This is a genomic window from Microbacterium sp. STRO-2N, from assembly GCF_057747775.1.
Window position 1 is genome coordinate 3838335 of the sequence record NZ_CM173223.1, and the last position, 19527, is coordinate 3857861.

Annotated in this window: 20 protein-coding genes; 14 read left to right on the top strand and 6 right to left on the bottom strand. The window is 70.7% G+C overall.

Annotated features, from left to right (window positions below; all coding sequences use genetic code 11):
- Positions 1 to 32: 32 nt before the first annotated feature.
- Entirely contained in the window at positions 33 to 2546 is a 2514-nt protein-coding gene (locus AC3ANN_RS17640; protein ID WP_488338680.1) for a sensor histidine kinase, read from the top strand.
- A complete protein-coding gene (locus AC3ANN_RS17645; RefSeq protein WP_488338681.1) occupies positions 2543 to 3217 on the top strand; it encodes a response regulator in 675 nt (224 codons plus the stop codon). The genes AC3ANN_RS17640 and AC3ANN_RS17645 overlap by 4 nt, the downstream gene beginning before the upstream one ends.
- A gap of 144 nt (positions 3218 to 3361) precedes the next feature.
- Here the strand turns inward: AC3ANN_RS17645 and AC3ANN_RS17650 are convergent, their stop codons facing one another.
- The 3 genes from AC3ANN_RS17650 to AC3ANN_RS17660 form a co-directional block, all read right to left on the bottom strand.
- Positions 3362 to 4264 carry a TerC family protein gene (locus AC3ANN_RS17650; RefSeq protein ID WP_488338682.1) on the bottom strand — a complete coding sequence of 301 codons (903 nt, stop codon included), beginning with the start codon at positions 4262 to 4264 and terminating at the stop codon, positions 3362 to 3364.
- Positions 4265 to 4333: 69 nt separating this feature from the next.
- A complete protein-coding gene (locus AC3ANN_RS17655) occupies positions 4334 to 5314 on the bottom strand; it encodes an SRPBCC family protein (RefSeq protein ID WP_488338683.1) in 981 nt (326 codons plus the stop codon).
- Positions 5315 to 5316: 2 nt separating this feature from the next.
- A complete protein-coding gene (locus AC3ANN_RS17660) occupies positions 5317 to 5739 on the bottom strand; it encodes an ArsR/SmtB family transcription factor (protein WP_488338684.1) in 423 nt (140 codons plus the stop codon).
- Between the two features lie 129 nt (positions 5740 to 5868).
- Here AC3ANN_RS17660 and AC3ANN_RS17665 point away from each other — a divergent pair, with 129 nt between their 5' ends.
- The 11 genes from AC3ANN_RS17665 to AC3ANN_RS17715 all read left to right on the top strand — a co-directional run bounded on the left by AC3ANN_RS17665 (position 5869) and on the right by AC3ANN_RS17715 (position 15310).
- Complete coding sequence (locus tag AC3ANN_RS17665) at positions 5869 to 6564, top strand: DUF2306 domain-containing protein (RefSeq protein WP_488338685.1); 696 nt, start codon at positions 5869 to 5871, stop codon at positions 6562 to 6564.
- A 4-nt stretch (positions 6565 to 6568) separates the two neighbouring features.
- Positions 6569 to 7690: a sensor histidine kinase gene (locus AC3ANN_RS17670; RefSeq protein ID WP_488338686.1), complete on the top strand. Its 1122-nt coding sequence runs from the start codon at positions 6569 to 6571 to the stop codon at positions 7688 to 7690.
- Positions 7687 to 8367: a response regulator gene (locus AC3ANN_RS17675; protein ID WP_488338687.1), complete on the top strand. Its 681-nt coding sequence runs from the start codon at positions 7687 to 7689 to the stop codon at positions 8365 to 8367. The genes AC3ANN_RS17670 and AC3ANN_RS17675 overlap by 4 nt, the downstream gene beginning before the upstream one ends.
- A 44-nt stretch (positions 8368 to 8411) precedes the next feature.
- A complete protein-coding gene (gene purL, locus AC3ANN_RS17680) occupies positions 8412 to 10745 on the top strand; it encodes a phosphoribosylformylglycinamidine synthase subunit PurL (protein WP_488338688.1) in 2334 nt (777 codons plus the stop codon).
- A 31-nt stretch (positions 10746 to 10776) separates the two neighbouring features.
- Positions 10777 to 10914, top strand: coding sequence for a hypothetical protein (locus AC3ANN_RS17685; protein WP_488338689.1), 138 nt, complete (start codon positions 10777 to 10779; stop codon positions 10912 to 10914).
- A 67-nt stretch (positions 10915 to 10981) separates the two neighbouring features.
- Positions 10982 to 11158, top strand: a complete 177-nt coding sequence (locus AC3ANN_RS17690) for a hypothetical protein (RefSeq protein WP_488338690.1) — start codon at positions 10982 to 10984, stop codon at positions 11156 to 11158.
- A gap of 161 nt (positions 11159 to 11319) precedes the next feature.
- Entirely contained in the window at positions 11320 to 12144 is an 825-nt protein-coding gene (locus AC3ANN_RS17695) for a hypothetical protein (RefSeq protein ID WP_488338691.1), read from the top strand.
- Positions 12145 to 12183: 39 nt separating this feature from the next.
- Positions 12184 to 13170, top strand: coding sequence for a hypothetical protein (locus AC3ANN_RS17700; RefSeq protein WP_488338692.1), 987 nt, complete (start codon positions 12184 to 12186; stop codon positions 13168 to 13170).
- Positions 13171 to 13278: 108 nt separating this feature from the next.
- Positions 13279 to 13671, top strand: coding sequence for a GntR family transcriptional regulator (locus AC3ANN_RS17705; protein WP_488338693.1), 393 nt, complete (start codon positions 13279 to 13281; stop codon positions 13669 to 13671).
- On the top strand, positions 13668 to 14618 hold the full coding sequence (locus AC3ANN_RS17710) for an ABC transporter ATP-binding protein (protein ID WP_488338694.1): 951 nt from the start codon (positions 13668 to 13670) through the stop codon (positions 14616 to 14618). Before AC3ANN_RS17705 ends, AC3ANN_RS17710 begins: the two co-directional genes overlap by 4 nt.
- A complete protein-coding gene (locus tag AC3ANN_RS17715; protein ID WP_488338695.1) occupies positions 14615 to 15310 on the top strand; it encodes a hypothetical protein in 696 nt (231 codons plus the stop codon). Before AC3ANN_RS17710 ends, AC3ANN_RS17715 begins: the two co-directional genes overlap by 4 nt.
- Positions 15311 to 15395: 85 nt before the next feature.
- Here the strand turns inward: AC3ANN_RS17715 and AC3ANN_RS17720 are convergent, their stop codons facing one another.
- Positions 15396 to 15707 carry a chorismate mutase gene (locus AC3ANN_RS17720; protein ID WP_488338696.1) on the bottom strand — a complete coding sequence of 104 codons (312 nt, stop codon included), beginning with the start codon at positions 15705 to 15707 and terminating at the stop codon, positions 15396 to 15398.
- A 79-nt stretch (positions 15708 to 15786) separates the two neighbouring features.
- Here AC3ANN_RS17720 and AC3ANN_RS17725 point away from each other — a divergent pair, with 79 nt between their 5' ends.
- Positions 15787 to 16986 (top strand): AI-2E family transporter, encoded by a 1200-nt coding sequence (locus AC3ANN_RS17725; RefSeq protein ID WP_488338697.1) that lies wholly within the window; start codon positions 15787 to 15789, stop codon positions 16984 to 16986.
- A 40-nt stretch (positions 16987 to 17026) separates the two neighbouring features.
- Here AC3ANN_RS17725 and AC3ANN_RS17730 read toward each other — a convergent pair whose 3' ends face one another.
- Complete coding sequence (locus AC3ANN_RS17730) at positions 17027 to 18229, bottom strand: lactonase family protein (protein ID WP_488338698.1); 1203 nt, start codon at positions 18227 to 18229, stop codon at positions 17027 to 17029.
- Positions 18229 to 19515, bottom strand: coding sequence for an adenylosuccinate synthase (locus AC3ANN_RS17735; protein ID WP_488338699.1), 1287 nt, complete (start codon positions 19513 to 19515; stop codon positions 18229 to 18231). Before AC3ANN_RS17735 ends, AC3ANN_RS17730 begins: the two co-directional genes overlap by 1 nt.
- Positions 19516 to 19527 lie beyond the last annotated feature (12 nt).

Consider the following 19527-nt stretch of genomic DNA (forward strand, 5'->3'; position numbering starts at 1 on the left):
AGCACGCGGCGGGCACGGCATAGGGTGACGACATGAAGCGCGGCAAGCTGCGGGTTCTGCTGGGAGCCGCACCGGGCGTCGGCAAGACCTACGAGATGCTCGAAGAGGGTCGGCGGCTGCGCGACGACGGCCAGGATGTCGTGATCGCGGTCGTCGAGACGCACGGACGAGCCGCGACCGCGGCGCTCACGGAAGGGCTCCCCGTCGTCCCGCGCGCCGTCGTCTCGCACCGCGGCGTGGAGCTGACCGAGATTGATCTCGACGGCGTGCTGCGGCGGCATCCGTCGATCGCCCTCGTCGACGAACTGGCCCACACCAACGCCCCCGGGTCGCGCCACGCCAAGCGATGGCAGGACGTCGCCGACCTGCTCGACGCGGGCATCGACGTCATCACGACGGTGAACGTCCAGCACATCGAGTCGCTCGGCGGGGTCGTCGAGCAGATCACGGGCGTCGCGCAGCGCGAGACGGTCCCGGATGCCGTGGTCCGGAGCGCCGACCAGGTCGAGGTCGTCGACCTCGCGCCGGAATCGCTGCGGGAGCGTCTCGCGGCGGGCGTGGTGTATCCGGCGGAGCGCGTCGACGCTGCGCTGTCGAACTACTTCCGGCTCGGCAACCTGACCGCTTTGCGCGAGCTGGCGCTGCTGTGGCTCGCCGACGAGGTCGACAGCGCCCTGAAGACCTACCGGACCGAGCACGGCATCGAAAGCACCTGGCAGGCCCGCGAGCGCGTGGTCGTCGCTCTCACCGGTGGGCCGGAGGGCGAGACCCTCATCAGGCGGGGAGCGCGGATCGCGGCACGGGCGGCCGGTGGTGAGCTGCTCGCGGTCCACGTGTCGAGTCAGGACGGATTGCGGGATGCCGCGCCCGGCGCGCTCGCGTCGCAGCGATCCCTCGTCGAGTCCCTCGGTGGCACGTATCACCAGGTCGTCGACGACGACGTCCCGCGCTCGCTCGTCGAGTTCGCGCGCTCGGTCAACGCGACGCAGCTCGTGATCGGCGTCAGCCGCCGCGGGCGGCTCGCCGCCGCGCTCACCGGGCCCGGAATCGGCGCGACGGTGATCCGCGAGTCCGGCGACATCGACGTGCACATCGTCTCGCACGCCGCGGCAGGAGAGCGGTTCACGCTGCCCCGGCTCACCGGCGGCGCGCTGAGCGTGAAGCGACGGCTGGTCGGGTTCGCCCTCGCGCTCGTCGGCGGGCCCCTGCTGACGTGGTTCCTCGTGTCGATCCGGAGCGAAGAGACCATCACGAGCGACGTGCTGGCCTACCAGCTCCTCGTGGTCCTCGTCGCTCTCGTCGGCGGCATCTGGCCGGCGGTGTTCGCGGCGGTCATGTCGGGGGTCACGCTCAACTTCTTCTTCGTCGAGCCGTTCCACACCGTCACCATCGCCGACCCGCGCAACGCGTGGGCGCTCGTGCTGTACGTCGTGATCGCGGTGCTGGTGAGCTTCATCGTCGACCGTGCGGCGCGGGCGGCGCGCGCCGCCACCCGGTCGGCGGCCGAGTCGGAGCTGCTGGCCACGGTCGCGGGCAGCGTGCTGCGCGGTCAGGGCGCGGTGCCGGCGCTCGTCTCGCGCACGCGCGAGGCGTTCGGCATGTCGGGGGTTCGACTGCTGTCGCCGTCGGGTGAGCTCATCGCCACCGACGGCGAGCCGTTGCGCGACGACCGTCACCTGGTCGTGCCCGTCGGGGCGCGCGCGCAGCTGGAGCTCCACGGGCCCGAGCTCGACGCCTCGGAGCGCCGCCTGCTCGACGTGGTCGTCGCGCAGCTGGACGCCGCCCTCGAACAGGCGGAGCTGCACGAGGCAGCGCGCGCAGCCGACATGCTCGCCGAGACGGACCAGGTGCGCAGCGCGCTCCTCTCGGCCGTGAGCCACGATCTGCGCCGTCCTCTCTCGGCGGCCGTCGCGGCGATCGGCGGGCTGCGGGCGGCCGGACCGCAGCTGTCCTCGGAGGATCGCGCCGAGCTCCTCGCGACGGCGGACGAGTCGCTCGGCACCCTCTCGGCGCTCGTGACCGACCTGCTCGACGTCAGTCGCGTCGAGGCGGGGGTCCTGGCCGTCTCGGTCGCGTCCGTCGACCCCGATGACAGCGTGCTCGCCGCGATCGACGAGCTCGGGCTCGGGCCGGGCACCGTCGATCTCGCCCTGGATCCCGACGTGCCTCTCGTCCGTGCGGATGCCGTGCTGCTGCAGCGGGTGCTGGTCAACGTGCTGGCGAACGCCGTGCGCCACTCGCCGGAGGACTCCCGCGTACGCGTCGCGACGAGCCGTCTGGGCGCCACGGTGCAGATCCGCGTGGTCGACCGCGGCGCCGGGGTCTCGCCCGAGCGGCGGCAGGAGATGTTCGCGCCCTTCCAGCGTCTCGGCGACATCGACAACACGACGGGGCTCGGCCTCGGGCTCGCGCTCTCGAAAGGGTTCACCGAGGGGATGGGCGGTACGCTCACGCCTGAGGACACCCCCGGCGGCGGCCTCACGATGGTCATCGAGCTGCCCGCGGCGACCGACGAGCAGTCCGACGAGAACGGAGCCCGTACGTGAAGGTGCTGATCGCCGACGACGATCCCCAGCTCGTGCGTGCCCTGCGCATCACGCTCGCCGCCCACGGCTACGACGTCGTCGCCGCTCCCGACGGCCCCGCGGCGATCGCACTGGCGGCGAAAGAGCATCCCGACCTCGTCATGGTGGATCTCGGGATGCCGCACCTGGACGGCGTGCAGGTGATCCAAGCGCTGCGCGGCTGGAGCACGGCTCCAATCATCGTCGTCTCCGGCCGGACGGGGTCGGCCGACAAGGTGGAGGCACTGGATGCCGGCGCCGACGACTACGTCACCAAGCCGTTCCAGATCGACGAGCTGCTCGCACGGCTGCGAGCGCTGTCGCGGCGTGCGGGCGCGGCATCCTCCGATCCCGTCATCACCTTCGGCGAAATCTCGGTCGATCTCACGTCGAAGGCGGTCTCGCGTGCCGGTGAGCGCGTGCACCTGACCCCGACGGAGTGGCGCATCCTCGAGTTCCTGGCCCGCAACGCCGGGAGCCTCGTGACGCGCCAGAGCCTCTTCAAGGACATCTGGGGAACCGACCAGGTCACCGACACCGGCTACCTGCGGCTGTACATGTCGCAGTTGCGCAAGAAGCTCGAGGCCGACCCCGCTCATCCTCGGCACCTGCTGACCGAGCAGGGCATGGGCTATCGGCTCATCGCCGACTGACCGGCCGCCGCTCCGTCGTGGGCATGCGCTGCCGCCGCGGGCGAGCCCGCCGTGCGCTCCTGAGCATGGGCCGCGGCCGGGCCGCCGCGGGCCTCAGCTGCCGGCGGACGAGCCGGATCTCAGGAGTACCGCACGCGGCCGCGATCAGCCGAGGCCCTGACGCTCCTCGTCCGGGACGGGTGCGGCATCCCCCACGACCGGCTTGCTCGACAGGCCGACCGATCCGGCGTGCGGGTCCTTCGAGAGCGCGGCGGCCACCGCCACGGACTCGTCGACGTCGGGGTATTGGGGGCGCAGCTGCACCGCCGTCTGCCGCTTGTGCTCGCGCCGGGCCTTGCGCGCCGCGTACATCAGGTTGAGCGCCTCGACGAAGATCGCGAACGCCATCGGACCGTAGATGAACGCCTTGTCGATGTGGAAGCCGAAGCCCTCGGCCACCAGGAACACACCGATCAGCAGCAGGAACGACAGCGCCAGCATCTTCACCGTGGGGTGCTTGTTGACGAAGGCGAAGATGAAGCGCGCGGCGAAGAGCATGATGCCGAACGACAGCACCACGACGGTGATGATGACCACGAGGTTCTCGGTCATGCCGACCGCCGTGATGACCGAGTCGAGCGAGAAGACGATGTCGAGCGCGAGGATCTGGGCGATCACCGATCCGAACGTTACGGCCTTGCGGCCGGCGCCGCCGTGCTCCTCCTCGGCGCCCTCGAGCTTGTGGTGGATCTCCGTCACGGCCTTGTAGACCAGGAACAGTCCACCGGCGATGAGGATGAGGTCCTTCCACGAGAAGCCCATCTCGCCGATGAAGAAGACGTCCTCCTTGAGCGTGATGATCCACCCCGCGAAGAGCACCAGGATCACTCGGATCACCATCGCGAGCGTCAGGCCCAGGTTGCGGGCCTTCGCCTGCTGCTCCTTGGGGAGCTTCGACGCGAGGATCGAGATGAAGATGACGTTGTCGACGCCCAGCACGACTTCCAGGACGAACAGCGTCAGGAAGACGGCGATCAGATCGGGCGTGAAGGCGAAGGAGAAGTCCACGGGTCCACAATACGGACGAAGATCCGGATGCCTCGCCTCGAGGCATCCGGATCTTCAGGGCAGTGCGGCTCAGACGGCCGTGAGCACGCCCTCGAGGCGTGCGTAGCTCGACTCCATGCCCTCGGTCATGCCCGTGGCAAGCACGATGTCGCGCGTCTCCTTGTCGGGGTACTCGATGAGGAGCGTGATGAGGGTGGCGCCGTCCTCCTCGAAGAGGTTCAGGTCGTTGAGCGTCGACGGGTAGTCGGTGCCCGTCATGTGCTCGGTCGTGACCGCCCGTCGCGGCGCGTCGACGAGCAGCGTCTCGCCGTCGAAGCCGAAGCGCTCGCCGTCGACTCCCTCGCCGGGCTCCCACACGTAGCGGTAGGTCGCGCCGACCGTCGGAGCCACCTCGCACTCGACGAGGCTCCAGCCATCGGGCCCGAGCATCCACTTCTTCAGCAGCTCGGGATCGTGGTGGGCGCGCCACACGAGGTCGATCGGTCCTTCGATCAGCCGCGTGATGCGCACGTGCGTGTCGTCGAGGATCTCGGTCTGCGTGCCCTTGCCCTGCGCGTAGGCGCGCAGGCCCTCGAGCACGCGGTCGAGCTGGCTCATGGCCATCGTGGCGCCCTCGATCATGCCCATCGCGACGACCTGCTCGAGGGCGTCGGCGGTCGTGAAGTGGGTGGTGTTGCGCAGCTGCGAGCCGGTGGCGGTGCTGTCGAAGCTGAAGACCATGCGTGAGACCGGCATGTCGGGGATCGGCGTGCCGCTCTCGTCGGCGAACGCATCGAGCACCTCGAAGCCTCGCGGCGCGTCGATCGAGAGGAACTCCCACGACCCGCCCGACTTCTCACCGCGTGGGCCGGTCATGTAATAGGTCGCGCGGCCGCCGGGCTCGAAGTCGAACGAGGTGAACGTCGCGGGCCAGCCGGGAGGTCCCCAGAACCGCTCGAGCTGGCGGGGGTCGGTGAAGGCCTCCCAAAGTCGCTCGACGGGAGCCGCGAAGTCGGCCGTGAGCGTCAGGGTGAGCGCTTCGGGGTCGGTGGTGACATCGGTGACGGGCATCGTCATTCTCCTTGTTCGGTGTTCTTGCGTGTCTGGTTCTTGCCGGTGGCGGGCCGATCGGCCGCGTCGGCGGATGCCGCACCCGCCGTCCGCGGCTCGGCGAGCAGGGCGTCGAGCCGGTCGATGCGCGACCGCCACAGCTCCTCGTAGCGCGCGAGCAGCGCGCGGGCCCGGGCGATCATCGCGGGATCCGCCCGGACGAGACGTTCGCGCCCTTCGGCGCGCTTGATGATGAGACCGGCCTCCTCGAGCACCGCGACATGCTTCTGCACCGCGGCGAACGACATGTCGTAGTCGCGTGCCAGGGCCGACACCGAGTGCTCGCCCTCGATCGTGCGGCGAAGGATGTCGCGTCGCGTCGCCGCCGCGAGCGCATGGAACACGCGGTCGATCTGGTCATCACTGAGTTCCGTTCGTACAACCATTTGGTTGTAGATTACGGATGCCGCGGCCCTGTGTCAACAGTCGATTCCAGAGAGATCGGCCGTTCGGCCGAGGGAGCTCGGGCCTCTCGGCCGATGCCGCGCCGTCGCCGGGACGGAAGCATCGAGGGCATGACCGCATCAACCGCCGGACGCGCTCGACGCGAGTGGCTCGCCCCCGCCGGGCTCATCGCACTGTCGCTCGTTCCGATGCTCGCGGGCGCGTCACGCCTGACGCAGCTGTCGACCGGCGCCGCGGTGACCGCCGACAACGCCCGCTTCTTCGACTCGCCGGTGCCCGTCGTCGCGCACATCGTCGGTTCGTCCGTGTTCCTGCTGCTCGGGGCTCTCCAGTTCGCTCCGTCGCTGCGCCGCCGGCGCTGGCACCGGATCTCCGGGCGGGTGCTCGTGCCGGCCGGCATCATCTCGGCGCTCTCGGGGATGTGGATGGCGGTCGCCTACGACCTGCCCGCGAACAGCGGCGTCGCGCTCATGCTGATGCGCCTCGTGCTCGGCGCGGCGATGGGCGCCGGCATCCTGCTCGCCATCGTCGCGATCCGCCGCCACGACGTGCCGACGCACAGCGCATGGATGACCCGGGCGTACGCGATCGGGCTCGGTGCCGGCACGCAGGTGCTCACGCTGGCGCCGTGGGCGGCGCTCGTCGGTCCGCCCGACGAATTGGCGAACACGCTGCTCATGGGACTCGGCTGGGCGGTCAACCTCGCCGTGGCGGAGGTCGTCATCCGGCGGCGGGCGCGCCGGGCACGGCACCCGCTGCGCGCGGCGCAGCGCGCGACGGGGCCCGTCGGTGCCCGCCTATCATGAGGGCATGACGAGCCCCGTGCGGGCGCTGTGGAACACTCCCGCTGCTGTGCCCGCGCCGCCCGCCCGGGTGTGGCGCGACTGGGTGCTGGTCGGCGTGCTGGCGCCGCTCATCGTCGTCGAGGCAACGCTTCGCCCCGAGGTGCCGGCGCGGTGGGCGTGGGCCGCGGTGCTCGTGGTGCTGCTGCCGACGCTGCTGTGGCGCCGCACGCGGCCCTTCACGATGCTCGCGATCGCCTTCGCCGTGACCTCGGTGGCAGGACTGTTCGCAGGCGCCGACCCTCAGCTCTATACGACCGCGTACGTCATCGTGCTGCTCTACGCCGCGATGCGGTGGGGCAGCGGGCGCGCGATGGCGGGCGCCGGCGTCGTCGTCGTGGTCGGCTGGGTCGTCTCATGGCTCGGCCCTTCGACACCGGGCGACGTCATCGGCAGCATCGCGGTCGTCGTGAGCGTGTGCAGCGTCGCCGCGGCACTGCGCTGGCGTGCCGCGGTGCGCGCTCGGGAGCTCGACCGGGTCCGGCTGCTCGAACGCGCGGAGCTCGCCCGGGAGCTGCACGACACGGTGGCCCACCACGTCTCGGCGATCGCCATCCAGGCTCAGGCCGGCACGGTGCTCGGCGCGGATGATCCGGATGCCGCGACCCAGGCGCTCCGCGTCATCGAGGAAGAGGCGGCGCGCACCCTGACCGAGATGCGGTCGATGGTGCGCGTGCTGCGTCAGCCCGGCGAGGCCGACCGCGCGCCGTCGGCCGGCATCGCCGAGCTCGATCGGCTGGCGGCCGCCGGACCCCCTGCCGTGCGGGTGACGGTCACGGGCGACACCGGTGGGCTGCCGTCTTCGATCGGCGCCGCCGTGTTCCGGATCGCGCAGGAGTCCGTCACGAACGCGCGCCGCCACGCGCACCAGGCGACGCTCGTCGAGGTCGCCGTCCGCGCCGACTCCGACACGGTGCGCCTCGAGGTGCGCGACGACGGCGAGGCCACGGCATCCGTTCGTCCCGGCTTCGGCATCGCCGGCATGGTCGAGCGTGCGACGATGCTCGGCGGCACGTGCACGGCGGGGCCCGCACCGGACGGCGGCTGGACGGTCACCGCCGAGCTGCCGACGACGGGAGGCAGGCGATGACCGTGCGCGTGCTCATCGCCGACGACCAGGACCTGGTGCGCGCGGGCCTCCGCGCGATCCTCGACGCGCAGCCCGACATCGAGGTCGTGGGCGAGGCCGCCGACGGCGAGCGCGCGGTCGCGCTGGCGCGGGAGCTCCGGCCCGACGTCTGCCTGTTCGACATCCGGATGCCGCGGGCCGACGGTCTCGCGGCGACGCGCGCGGTCGCCGGCCCCGACGTGGCCGACCCGATCCCGGTCGTGGTGATCACGACGTTCGACCTCGACGAGTACGTGTACGAGGCGCTGCGCTCGGGGGCGCGGGGGTTCCTGCTCAAGAACGCGGGCCCGGTACTGCTCCGCGAGGCCGTGCACGCCGCCGCCCGGGGCGACGCGCTCATCGATCCGAACATCACCGTCCGGCTGATCGAGGCGTTCGCCGGGTCGGCTCGCACACCGCGGCGAGAGCCGACGTCGCCGCTGACCGACCGTGAGGAGGAGGTGCTCGCCGCGGTCGCCCGCGGACTCGGCAACGCCGAGATCGGGCGCGAGCTGCACATCTCCCTGAGCACGGTGAAGACGCATCTCGGCAGCCTGATGTCGAAGCTCGGCGCCCGCAACCGCGTCGAGCTCGCGATCTGGGCGGCCGAGCCGGCCGGGTCGTCTCACCGGCCCCGACGGATGCCGCGGCCGAACTAGACTGGTCGGGTCCGGCATCCCCCGAATTCCTGGAGCTGAGCCGCGTGACCACCCCCTCTTCGAAGGCCCTGGCCGACACCGTCTCGAACGCCGAGGCCACGCCCGAGAAGGAGCAGCCGTACGCGGCGCTGGGCCTCAAGCCCGACGAGTACGAGCGCATCCGCGAGATCCTCGGCCGCCGCCCCACGTCGGGCGAGCTGGCGATGTACTCGGTGATGTGGTCGGAGCACTGCTCCTACAAGTCCTCCAAGATCTACCTGCGCCAGTTCGGGCAGAAGGTCTCGGACGAGATGAAGGAACGGCTCATGGTCGGCATCGGCCAGAACGCCGGCGTCGTCGACATCGGCGAGGGCTGGGCGGTCACCTTCAAGGTCGAGTCGCACAACCACCCCAGCTACATCGAGCCGTTCCAGGGCGCCGCGACCGGCGTCGGCGGCATCGTGCGCGACATCATCTCCATGGGCGCACGCCCGGTCGCCGTCATGGACCAGCTGCGCTTCGGCGCCATCGACAATCCCGACACCGCCCGCGTGGTGCACGGCGTCGTGAGCGGCATCTCGTTCTACGGCAACTGCCTAGGCCTCCCGAACATCGGCGGCGAGACGGTGTTCGACGCGGTCTACCAGGGCAACCCGCTGGTCAACGCCCTCGCGGTCGGCGTGCTCCGCCACGAGGACCTCAAGCTCGCGAACGCGTCCGGGGCGGGCAACAAGGTCGTGCTGTTCGGCGCCCGCACCGGCGGCGACGGCATCGGCGGCGCATCGATCCTCGCGTCCGACACGTTCGCCGACGGCGGTCCCACCAAGCGCCCCGCCGTGCAGGTCGGCGACCCGTTCGCCGAGAAGGTGCTCATCGAGTGCTGCCTCGAGCTGTACCAGGGCGAGCTGGTCGAGGCGATCCAGGACCTCGGCGCCGCCGGCATCTCGTGCGCCACCTCCGAGCTCGCGGCCAACGGCGGCTCGGGCATGCGCGTCGACCTCGAGAAGGTGCTGCTGCGCGACCCCACGCTCACGCCTGAGGAGATCCTCATGAGCGAGAGCCAGGAGCGCATGATGGCGATCGTCGCGCCCGAGAAGCTCGATGCGTTCCTCGAGGTGACGAAGAAGTGGGATGTCGAGACGAGCGTGCTCGGCGAGGTCACCGGCGACGGACGCCTGCAGATCTTCTGGCACGGCGAGCAGATCGTCGACGTCGACCCCTCGACCGTGGCGGTCGACGGCCCGGTGTACGAGCGGCCCGTGGCCTACCCGACCTGGATCGACGCGCTGCGCGAGGACTCGGCATCCGCTCTCCCCCGCGATCTCGACCCCGACACGCTGCGCCGCCAGTTCACCCAGCTCGTGGCGAGCCCGAACCTCGCCGACACGTCGTGGGTGACGAACCAGTACGACTACTACGTCATGGGCAACACGGCGCTGTCGTTCCCCGACGACGCCGGCATGATCCGCGTCGACGAGCACTCAGGGCTCGGCTTCGCGATCGCGACCGACTGCAACGGGCGGTACTGCCAGCTCGACCCCGCCCAGGGCGCGAAGCTCGCGCTCGCCGAGGCCTACCGCAACGTCGCCGTCACGGGCGCCGTGCCGACCGCGGTGACGGACTGCCTCAACTTCGGCAGCCCCGAGAACCCCGAGGTGATGTGGCAGTTCTCGCAGGCCGTCGAAGGGCTGTCGGACGGATGCCTCGAGCTCGGCATCCCCGTCACCGGCGGCAACGTCTCGTTCTACAACCAGACCGGCGACCAGCCGATCTTCCCGACGCCGGTCGTCGGCGTGCTCGGCATCATCGACGACGTCGCCCGCCGCATCCCGTCGGGCTGGCAGGACGCCGGCGAGAACATCTACCTGCTCGGCGTCACCGCGACCGAGCTCTCGGGCTCGCAGTGGGCCGGCACGATCCACGGCCACCTCGGCGGACGCCCGCCGGCCGTCGACCTCGCGCAGGAGAAGAAGCTCGCCGAGCTGCTGCACGCCGCCGGCCAGCAGTCGCTCGTTTCGTCGGCGCACGACCTGTCGGCGGGCGGACTGGCACAGGCCCTCGCCGAGGCCGTCATGCGCTTCGGCGTCGGCGCGCGGGTATGGCTCGACGAGATCATCGAGCGGGACGGGGTGGATGCCGCGACCGCCCTCTTCTCGGAGTCCACGGGCCGCGTCATCGTCTCGGTGCCGCGCGAGGACGACGTCAAGTTCCGCGGTCTGTGCGAGGGCCGGGGCTACCCCGTGCTGCGGATCGGCGTGACCGACTCCGCCGGCGACGGGGACGACCCGGCGCTCGAGGTGCAGGGACTGTTCACCGTGCCGCTCTCCGAGCTGCGCGACCTGTCGACCTCGACGCTTCCGGCGGCCTTCGGCGCGACCGTCGCCGAGCCCGTCGCCTGACCGCACTTTCACCGGTTCTAGGATGGGACGCATGGCGGCGGACGACGAAGAGTACAGCGGTTTCAACGACACCCGGCAGCGCCGTGTCAAGGTCATCGCGTGGGTGACGATCGTCGCCCTGATCCTCGTCGGCGGCGGCGCAACGGTCTTCGCTCTGCTCTTCGGCTGACGACGGATGCCGCGGCGCGGCTGTCGCGCAGCGCCCGGGCACGATAGGTTCGGGCCAGGAGGACCTCATGGCCCAGAAACAGTCGGTGTGGACGCGGATCAAGCACTTCTTCTCTCCGCCGCGGGAGAGCTACGACACCCGCCAGGCTCGGCCGGACGGATCTGCCGACGCCCCGGGGAACCCGGTGTACGAGGCCGCCGACCGTCGCCGGCACGGCGGCACGATGGACATCGGCTCGCACTGACCCCCGCGTCGCCGCCGGTCGCTCCGCAGGAGGAACCGCGCTCCGCAGGACGGATTCGCGGAGTTCGTCCTGCAGCAGCGTCCTTCTCCTGCGCACCGCACGCGTCAGTCGCCCAGCAGACTCCCTGCCGGCGGGTCGACGCGCGCGGTTAGCATGTCGGTGTGGAGCCGATCCTGCTCATCGTGTCGAGCTGGTGGTGGGTCGCACCGGCCGCCGTCGGCGTCGGAGCCGTGTCGTACGCCGGATTGACGACCCGCAACCGCCGCGCCCGGCGGCTCGAGCTCGACGCCGCCCGCCACGAGGAGTCGCACGCCTACCGCGAGCTCGTCGCGGCGAAGGCGCGGGTGCGCTCCGCTCACGCCGATGTGCTCGCGGCCAAGGCGCACGGCACGGCGTCCCAGGCCGCGGGTGCCCGGCACGCGCTCCAGTCCGCGAAACAGTCCGAGAGGTCCGCGTCGCTCGCCGTGCGCGCGACGCGCTCCCGCGTGAAGGCCGTGCGCGCCCAGTACGTCGTCTCGTCGTCGCGCGACCCGCTGCCGATCGACCGCCTGTATGCCGCGCACGACGCCGTCAACGCGCGGTGGCTGGCGTACGAGACCGATGTCGACAAGGCTCTGGCGTTTCCGCAGCTGACCGACGCCCGGCATCCGTCGACCGTCGTGTTCCTGCGCGCGCAGCGCGAAGCGCTCGCCCGGCGCCCGATGCTGCGCGACCGCGTGACGCCGCAGCAGTACGCCGAGTACCGCGCGGCGGTGCAGGCGCTCGAGGCGGCGCTCACCGAAGCCGAGCGACAGGCGGGCGTTCCTGGCGCGGCACCGCTGCCGGGCTCGCCCGCCGCCGCGGCCGCCGCCGCCGCTGCGACGGCGGCTGCGAACGTGACCGCTGCGGCGGCGGCGCTCGCCGACCTCGCCGGCCGTCTGCCGGAGCTGCTCGCGAGGCCACCCGCCGCCCGCGGCGGCGAGGTTCCCCCTGACAGGGCGCCCTGAGCCGGTCGCGCGCGGGGCCCTGACGGCTAGCATGACAGGGTGGAGCAGATCTTCGAGTCGCTCTCACCGTTCTTCAACTGGCTCGGCGACAACTGGTGGGTGATCTTCCCGGCCCTCGGAGTCGTCGGGTGGGTCGGCAGCGCGTGGGAGCAGAGCGCCCGCCGCCGCCACAAGCGGCGCCTCGAAGTGCTCCACGCGAAGGCCGAGCTCAAGGCGGCCCAGGCGGCGGCGCGCGGCAAGCCAGTGGCCGCGGCATCCCTCCCTCCCGTCACGGGTGCGACCGCGACGACGGTCGGTGCACCGGCCGAGTCCGCGGCCCGCGAGACGCAGGCCACGCAGCTCGAGCGCCTCTTCGCGACGCATGACGCCGTGACCGCGCGGTGGCTCGAGTACGAGCTCGATGTCGCGAAGATCATCGCGTTCCCGGCAATGAGCGACGGCCGCCAGCCGCTCACCGCCGCGTTCCTGCGCGCCAAGCGCATCGCCGACGGGCTCCGCCCTGCCTCGGTGAAGGCCCGCATCACCAAGGAGCAGCTCACCGAGTACCGCAATGCGGTCGCCGACTTCGAGGTCGCGTTCGACGTGGCCGAGCGCGATGCGCGGCGCTTGCGCGACTCGAGCTTCACCGAAGCCGAGCGCAAGCGCCTCGAGACCGCGAAGCAGCTGCTGACCGTGGCCGTCGACGAGGCCGCGACCCCGGCCGAGCGCCAGCTCGCCTACCGGCGCGTCCGCGAGGAGCTCGACGGGCTCATCTCGGTCTCGGACGAGGCGATCGAGGTGCTCGAGAAGAAGGTCATGCTCGAGCTCGGGCCTTCCGCGCCCGCGTCGACGGCGACGGATGCCTCGGCCGCCGTCGACGAGACGGGACCGGAGTCCGCGCCGGTCACCCTTCCCGCCTCCGCGCCCAAACGCCCCGGGACGACTCCGCCGCCTCCGCCGAAGGCGGCCGGCACCTGGCCCGTTCCGTCGCGCGGCGACGGACGCGGAGCGCCGGGCCGGGTCGTCCATCCCAAGAATCCGCACTGACGACTGCCGTGATCTGAGCCCGTCCGCTCACGGTCGGACTTGACGACGGCGCTCCGTGTGTTGCATGGTTACTTAGTCAAGTAAGTAACCATGCAAGCCGGAGTGGACGTGATTGAAGAAGGCCGGGCGCTGTTCCTCCAGATCGCCGAGAGCGTGGAGGACTCCATCGTCGACGGCTCGCTCGCCGAAGAGGCGCGCGCGCCCTCGACGAACGAGCTCGCCGCCTTCTACCGCATCAACCCCGCCACCGCTGCGAAGGGAATCGCCATGCTCGTCGACAAAGGCGTGCTCTACAAGCGACGCGGCATCGGCATGTTCGTCGCATCCGGCTCGCGCGACCTGCTGCTCGCCGAGCGTCGCTCCGCCTTCACAGACCGTTTCATCGATCCGCTGCTCGCCGAGGCACGCAAGCTCGGGCTCGGACCCGATGACCTGGCAACACTCATCCGCGATCGCGCCGAGGCGCGCACCGCGACCACCACGGAAGGGACCCCCCGATGACGACCGCGACCCACGTCATCGAGGTGAAGAACCTCACGAAGCGCTACCGCGAGACACTCGCGGTGGACGATGTGAGCTTCACCATCGAGAAGGACACCATCTACGGCCTCCTGGGGCGCAACGGCGCCGGCAAGACCACCGTCATGTCGATCCTCACGGCGCAGAACTTCGCCACGAGCGGTGCCGTGCGCGTGTTCGGCATGGACCCCTATGAGAACGCCAAGGTGCTCTCGCGCATGTGCTTCGTGCGCGAGAGCCAGAAGTACCCCGACGATGCGCTCCCGCGCCACGCGTTCGAGACGGCGCGGCTGTTCTTCCCGAACTGGAACCAGGAGCTCGCTGACCGCCTCATCGACGAGTTCCAGCTGCCGCTCAAGCGCCGCATCAAGAAGCTCTCGCGGGGCCAGCTGTCGGCGGTCGGCGTCATCATCGGTCTCGCGTCGCGGGCCGAGATCACGTTCTTCGACGAGCCGTACCTCGGCCTCGACGCCGTCGCGCGGCAGATCTTCTACGATCGGCTGCTCGAGGACTACGCCGAGCACCCGCGCACCGTGATCCTCTCGAGCCATCTGATCGACGAGGTCTCCAACCTCATCGAGCGCGTGCTCGTGATCGATCGCGGTCGCATGATCATGGACGAGTCGACGGATGCCGTCCGCGGCCGTGCGGCGAACATCGTGGGCGACACGGCCGCCGTCGACGCGTTCATCCAGGGTCGCGAGGTCATCCACCGCGAGAGCCTCGGCCGCGTCTCGTCGGTCACGGTGGTCGGAGCACTGACCGCCGACGACCGTGCACGGCTGGCCGCCGCGGGCCTCGATGTCGCACCGGTGTCGCTGCAGCAGCTCATCGTGCGCACCACCCAGCACGCGGCCGAGACCGCGGGAGCGGCATCCGTCACCGCCGACACCACCACCGCCGACCTCGACGAAGGAGCACTGCGATGAACCGCACCGTCAGCGTCGTCCGCATGCAGCTGATCAACCGGCAGACCTACATCTGGGTGCCGCTCCTGGTGCTCGGCGGGTCGTTCCTCATCACGCTCGCCATCTACGCGATCCTCATGAACGCCGGGGTCGAGGGACCGATGTACGGGGGCGGTGCGCAGGCACCACTGTGGTACTTCGGCGTCGTGGGCGTCCAGGCGCTCACCCTCACGTTCCCGTTCTCGCAGGCCATGAGCGTCACGCGCCGCGAGTTCTACCTCGGCACGCTGTTGACCTCGGTGATCACCGGCGCGATCCTCGCGCTCATCTTCGTGGTCGGCGGGCTGATCGAGGAGGCCACGGACGGATTCGGCATGAACGGCTACTTCTTCTACCTGCCGTGGATCTGGGAAGCCGGGCCGCTCGGCGCGGGCGTCTTCTTCTTCACGGTCACGATGCTGTTCTTCGTCGCCGGCTTCTGGGCCGCCACGATCTACAAGCGCTTCGGCTCGGTCGCGCTGACGACGGTTCTCGTGGGAATCGCGGCACTGCTCGTCCTCGCCCTGTTCTGGGTGGGTCAGCTGCAGGCCTGGGGCGACGTGTTCGCCTGGTTCGGCAGCCAGGGCGCGCTCGGGCTCGCGCTGTGGGGTCTGCTGCTCGGCGCGATCCTCGCCGGCATCTCGTACCTCACGCTGCGGCGCGCGGTGCCCTAGACCCTCCGTGCCTCGGGCTTCGGCACGGAGAAGCGGATACCTCGGCCCGCGCACTGCGCGCGGGTCGGGGCATCCGTCGTCCAGGTCAGCGGGAGCCGGCCGAGCCGTTGGCGTCGCGCAGCACCTCGTGGTGGCGGATCACCTCGGCCACGATGAAGTTGAACCACTTCTCGGCGAAGGCGGGGTCGAGGTCGGCCTGCTCGGCGAGGCTGCGCAGGCGTGCGACCTGCTGCTCCTCACGGAGCGGGTCGGAGGGCGGCATGCCGTGCTCCGCCTTCAGATGACCCACCTGCTTGGTGGCCTTGAACCGCTCGGCGAGCAGGTACACCAGCGCGGCGTCGATGTTGTCGATGCTGCTGCGCAGCCGGGTGAGCGTCGTCCGCGGATCCTCGGTCATGGGTCCTCCTCGCACCACGACGATACCCGAGCCGGAATTCACCCAAATCAGACGATGGCCCTGGCCCTAGAGTGTCACCATGACGCAAGACGCGAGTGCCCTCAGCGCGGAACGGCCTCACGACGGGGCGGACGACCCTCGGGCGGCGCTGACGGACGACGCCGAGACGACGGTCGCCGACGTCGAGGGTGCGACGGTGTTCACCGGCGAAGCACCGGCGGGCAAGACCTTCTGGGCGAACCTCAACAGTCCGTTCTCGCTCGGTCTGCTTGTGACGCTCGGTGGCCTGGCCGCCATCGCTCTCGGCCTCGCGTTCTGGAACCTCTCGACGATCATCATCTACATCGTCTTCGCGCTGTTCGCCGCGCTCGGACTCGATCCGGTGGTGCGGTTCCTCGGCAAGCGCGGGATCTCGCGGCCGTGGGCCATCGTCATCGTGTACGGCGCCTTCGCCGTCGTGCTCGCGCTGGTGCTGCTCCTGGTCGTGCCCGCGCTGGTGCGTCAGATCGCCCAGTTCATCGGGGACATCCCCGACCTCATCGACCAGTTCCAGGCGTCGGACTTCTATGCGTGGCTGAGCAGCACGTTCGGCGCCCAGGTCGGCGACATGTTGTCGCAGGTGGAGTCCTTCCTCACCAACCCCGCGAACCTCGCCGCGATCGGCGGCGGCGTCCTGAACTTCGCCGTCGGGGTCGGCACGGCGATCTCCGGCCTGATCATCGTGCTGGTGTTGAGCCTGTACTTCCTCGCGGGGCTCCCCTCGATGAAGGTCGCGTTCATCCAGTTCGCCCCGGCGCGCAACCGCCCCAAGGCCACCGCCATGACCAACCAGATCACCGACTCGATCGGCGCCTACCTCATGGGCATGGTCGTGCTGGCCTTCTGCAACTCGATCGTCGCGTTCCTGCTGCACCTGTTCCTCGGGCTGCCGTTCCCGGCGCTCATGGGCGTGCTCGCGTTCCTCATCACACTGATCCCGCTCATCGGTTCGGTGCTCTACTGGATCACGGCGACGTTCATCGCGCTGTTCACTGGCTGGCTCCCGGCCCTGATCTTCGCGGTCATCTACCTCGTCTACATGCAGCTCGAGGCGTACGTCCTCACCCCCCGCGTGATGAACAAGGCGATCGCGGTGCCCGGAGCGCTCGTCGTCATCGGCGCGATGGTCGGCGGCACGCTGCTGGGGCTGCTCGGGGCGCTCGTCGCGATCCCGGTCACGGCCTCGATCCTCCTCATCATCAAGCAGGTCTTCATCCCCCGTCAGGACGCCAAGCTCTGACCTCGACAGCGTTGGAGCGGCCGCCGCAGCGGCGGGCGCGTCAGCGGGCGGGGAGGATGCAGGTCGGCGATGGGGCCGCGGTGCGGTGGCGCACTCGGCCCGGCACGCCCGTGCGGAGGTCGAGCGTGAGCGAGGCGACCTCGTCGGAGCGCTGGCCCGCGACGAGCAGCGTGTCGCGGACCACCGCGTGGTGGCGCGGCCAATCGACACCGGCGTCCGCGAGCGCGACGGACTCGACCGTCTCGCCCGCGCCACGCACACGCAGGGTCGCGATCGTGTTGCTGCCGCGCACCCCGGCGTAGACGAAGTCGCCGTCGCGCGACATCGCGAGCTCGGCCGCCGCGTCGTCGGGCAGCGTGCCCGCGCCGAGCGGCGTTCCGCCCACGAGGCGCCACGTCCCATCGATCGCGGGCGCGAGCACGAACAGCTCGCACGACAACTCGGTCACGACGTACAGGTGCCCGCTCGGGTGCCACACCATGTGCCGCGGGCCGCTGCCCTTCGGCAGCACGACCTGCTGCACGGGCCGGAGCCCGCGGTCGCTAGCGCGCCAGAAGCGCACGAGATCGTGGCCGAGGTCGGTCGTCGCGATGAGCCCGCCCGGCAGGAAGAGCGCCTGATGAGCGCGCGAGGGCCGGATGGGGACGGATGCCGCGCGCGAAGCGTCCGTCGCAGCGTCGGGCTCGTCCGGCGAGGTGTCGTCCGCGTCGCGGTCATGACCCGGAACGAGATGCGCGTACTCCGACCCGGCCGCTTCGCGGAGCGCCCGGGCTGCCGCGACGAGGTCGATGTCGGGCTGCCCGGAGGACGGGGCGTCAGGGCCGTACGGGTCGGCGCTCGCCGGGGCGAGGACCGGCGCGGACGGCCGGCCCGCGCCATCCAGCGCCATTGTCACCACGCGTCCGTCGCCCCAGCAGCTCGCCACGAGGAAGCGGCCGTCAGGCGCGACCGCGACATGGCAGACCGCCTCGCCGGCCGGTACCGGCGGGCCGAGGGCGAGGAACGTCGTCTCGCCGGTGCGGCGGAACGCCTGCACCGCCTGCCGGTGCTCGAGCGCCGCGTACACGACATCCTGGGTCGGATGCGGCGCGAGCCAGGACGGGGAGTCCGCGGCGACGGCCTCGCCGGCGTAGCCCAGAGGTCCACCGGCCAGGACATCGTCGGCGGCGCCGGCCAGCAGCATCCCGATCCCCGACGCGTGCCCGTCCATGTCGGCGGTGTACCCGCCCAGCCAGAAGCGCATCAGTCGACGAGGTCGTGGCGAACGATGACGGCATCGCGGGCGGCGCCGACGCCGATCACCGAGATGCGCGTGCCGCTCATCCTCTCCAGCGCGAGCACGTAGTCCTGCGCCTCGACGGGCAGGTCCTCGAAGGTGCGGGCACCCGAGATGTCGTTCTTCCAGCCGGGGAAGTACTCGAGGATGGGCCTGGCGTGGTGGAAGTCCGACTGGTTCACCGGGACCTCGTCGAACCGCACGCCGTCGACGTCGTACGCGACGCACACCGGGATCTGGTCGAGCCCGGTGAGGATGTCGAGCTTGGTCAGCACCAGGTCGGTGATGCCGTTGATGCGGGTCGCGTAGCGCGTGATGGGCGCGTCGTACCAGCCGACACGGCGCGGTCGACCCGTCGTGGTGCCGAACTCGAAGCCGCGCGAGCGCAGCCACTCGCCCTGCTCGTCGAACAGCTCGGTCGGGAACGGGCCCGAGCCGACGCGGGTCGTGTACGCCTTCACGATGCCGACGATGCGGTCGAGGCGGTTGGGTCCGACGCCCGAGCCGGTCGACGCGCCGCCCGCGGTCGCCGACGACGACGTCACGAACGGGTACGTGCCGTGGTCGACGTCGAGCATGGTCGCCTGGCCGCCCTCGAACACCACGACATCACCGCGGTCGAGTGCGTCGTTCAGCAGCAGCGCGGTGTCGTCGACCATCGGCCGCAGGCGCTCGGCGTACGACAGCAGATCGTCGACGATCTCGTCGCACGTGATCGCGCGGCGGTTGAAGACCTTCACGAGCAGGTGGTTCTTCTGGTCGAGCGCGCCCTCGACCTTCTGGCGCAGGATGTTCTCGTCGAAGAGGTCCTGCACGCGGATGCCGACGCGGTTGATCTTGTCGGCGTACGCGGGACCGATGCCGCGGCCGGTCGTGCCGATCTGGCGCTTGCCGAGGAAGCGCTCGGTGACCTTGTCGAGCGTGCGGTGGTAGTGCGTGATGAGGTGCGCGTTGGCGCTGACCTTGAGGCGCGAGGTGTCGACGCCGCGCGCGTGGAGCGCCTCGAGTTCGGCGAACAGCACCTCGAGGTCGACGACGACGCCGTTGCCGATGACCGCGTTCACGCCGGGGGACAGGATGCCGGAGGGCAGGAGGTGCAGCGCGTACTTCTCGTCGCCGATCACGACCGTGTGGCCCGCGTTGTTGCCGCCGTTGAACTTGACCACCCAGTCGGTGCGCTCACCGAGCAGATCGGTGGCCTTGCCCTTGCCCTCGTCTCCCCACTGGACTCCGACGATCACGATGCCTGGCATGGGCTACTCCCC

What these genes read in the sequence shown, in the direction of transcription:
- AC3ANN_RS17640 (WP_488338680.1), top strand. Translation starts at nt 33, where the DNA reads ATGAAGCGCGGCAAGCTGCGGGTTCTGCTGGGAGCCGCACCGGGCGTC.
- AC3ANN_RS17655 (WP_488338683.1), bottom strand. Translation starts at nt 5,314, where the DNA reads ATGCCCGTCACCGATGTCACCACCGACCCCGAAGCGCTCACCCTGACG.
- AC3ANN_RS17660 (WP_488338684.1), bottom strand. Translation starts at nt 5,739, where the DNA reads ATGGTTGTACGAACGGAACTCAGTGATGACCAGATCGACCGCGTGTTC.
- AC3ANN_RS17665 (WP_488338685.1), top strand. Translation starts at nt 5,869, where the DNA reads ATGACCGCATCAACCGCCGGACGCGCTCGACGCGAGTGGCTCGCCCCC.
- AC3ANN_RS17670 (WP_488338686.1), top strand. Translation starts at nt 6,569, where the DNA reads ATGACGAGCCCCGTGCGGGCGCTGTGGAACACTCCCGCTGCTGTGCCC.
- AC3ANN_RS17675 (WP_488338687.1), top strand. Translation starts at nt 7,687, where the DNA reads ATGACCGTGCGCGTGCTCATCGCCGACGACCAGGACCTGGTGCGCGCG.
- AC3ANN_RS17685 (WP_488338689.1), top strand. Translation starts at nt 10,777, where the DNA reads ATGGCGGCGGACGACGAAGAGTACAGCGGTTTCAACGACACCCGGCAG.
- AC3ANN_RS17690 (WP_488338690.1), top strand. Translation starts at nt 10,982, where the DNA reads ATGGCCCAGAAACAGTCGGTGTGGACGCGGATCAAGCACTTCTTCTCT.
- AC3ANN_RS17710 (WP_488338694.1), top strand. Translation starts at nt 13,668, where the DNA reads ATGACGACCGCGACCCACGTCATCGAGGTGAAGAACCTCACGAAGCGC.
- AC3ANN_RS17715 (WP_488338695.1), top strand. Translation starts at nt 14,615, where the DNA reads ATGAACCGCACCGTCAGCGTCGTCCGCATGCAGCTGATCAACCGGCAG.
- AC3ANN_RS17720 (WP_488338696.1), bottom strand. Translation starts at nt 15,707, where the DNA reads ATGACCGAGGATCCGCGGACGACGCTCACCCGGCTGCGCAGCAGCATC.
- AC3ANN_RS17725 (WP_488338697.1), top strand. Translation starts at nt 15,787, where the DNA reads ATGACGCAAGACGCGAGTGCCCTCAGCGCGGAACGGCCTCACGACGGG.
- AC3ANN_RS17730 (WP_488338698.1), bottom strand. Translation starts at nt 18,229, where the DNA reads ATGCGCTTCTGGCTGGGCGGGTACACCGCCGACATGGACGGGCACGCG.
- AC3ANN_RS17735 (WP_488338699.1), bottom strand. Translation starts at nt 19,515, where the DNA reads ATGCCAGGCATCGTGATCGTCGGAGTCCAGTGGGGAGACGAGGGCAAG.